This window comes from Novosphingobium sp. Leaf2, from assembly GCF_001421325.1.
Lineage (GTDB): Bacteria > Pseudomonadota > Alphaproteobacteria > Sphingomonadales > Sphingomonadaceae > Novosphingobium.
Window position 1 is genome coordinate 1 of the sequence record NZ_LMJY01000014.1, and the last position, 1,321, is coordinate 1,321.

The 1,321-nt window shown below is 55.5% G+C and carries 1 rRNA gene; it reads left to right on the top strand.

The features are described 5' to 3' along the window. Positions 1–1,321, top strand: a 23S ribosomal RNA gene (locus ASE49_RS17750); the annotation flags it as partial.

Genomic DNA, 1,321 nt, shown 5'->3' on the forward strand with positions numbered 1-1,321 from the left:
ACCTTGTAGTTGTGACGGCGTGCCTTTTGAAGAATGAGCCTGCGAGTTAGTGWTAYGTSGCGAGGTTAACCCGTGTGGGGCAGCCGTAGCGAAAGCGAGTCTGAATAGGGCGATTCAGTCGCATGTCCTAGACCCGAAGCGAAGTGATCTACCCATGGCCAGGTTGAAGCGACGGTAAGACGTCGTGGAGGACCGAACCCACTTCAGTTGAAAATGGAGGGGATGAGCTGTGGGTAGGGGTGAAAGGCCAATCAAACTTCGTGATAGCTGGTTCTCCCCGAAATGCATTTAGGTGCAGCGTTGCGTGTTTCTTATCGGAGGTAGAGCTACTGGATGGCTAATGGGCCCTACAAGGTTACTGACGTCAGCCAAACTCCGAATGCCGGTAAGTGAGAGCGYAGCAGTGAGACTGTGGGGGATAAGCTTCATAGTCGAGAGGGAAACAGCCCAGACCACCAACTAAGGCCCCTAAGCGTGTGCTAAGTGGGAAAGGATGTGGAGTTGCGAAGACAACCAGGAGGTTGGCTTAGAAGCAGCCATCCTTAAAAGAGTGCGTAATAGCTCACTGGTCAAGTGATTCCGCGCCGACAATGTAGCGGGGCTCAAGTACACCGCCGAAGTTGTGGATTTCAGACATTAGCCAAGCCCTTGTGGTTCAGGCGTYTGGAKKGGTAGGGGAGCGTCGTGTGGGCAGTGAAGTCGCGGTGGAAACCAGCGGTGGAGCCTACACGAGTGAGAATGCAGGCATGAGTAGCGAAAGACGGGTGAGAAACCCGTCCGCCGAATGATCAAGGGTTCCAGGGTCAAGCTAATCTGCCCTGGGTAAGTCGGGACCTAAGGCGAGGCCGACAGGCGTAGTCGATGGACAACGGGTTGATATTCCCGTACCGGCGAAAAACCGCCCATGYTGAACAGGGGATACTAACYGCCCGARACCTGCCCGATCRCCCTTGTGGTGTGAGGGTTTTGGTGGAGCGCGGGACCTGATCCTGGGAGGCAAGCGTATTAACAGGTGTGACGCAGGAAGGTAGCCGAGCCGGGCGATGGTTGTCCCGGTCTAAGGATGTAGGGCGAGTGGTAGGCAAATCCGCCACTCATGATGCCTGAGATCTGATGGGACYCCCGTWWGGGGGGATTYGGTGATCCTATGCTGCCRAGAAAAGCATCGACGCGAGGTTYTAGCCGCCCGTACCCCAAACCGACWCAGGTGRTCAGGTAGAGAATACTAAGGMGATCGAGAGAATTATGGTTAAGGAACTCGGCAAAATGCCCCCGTAACTTCGGGAGAAGGGGGGCCCCCATCGTGATGGACACTAGCTGT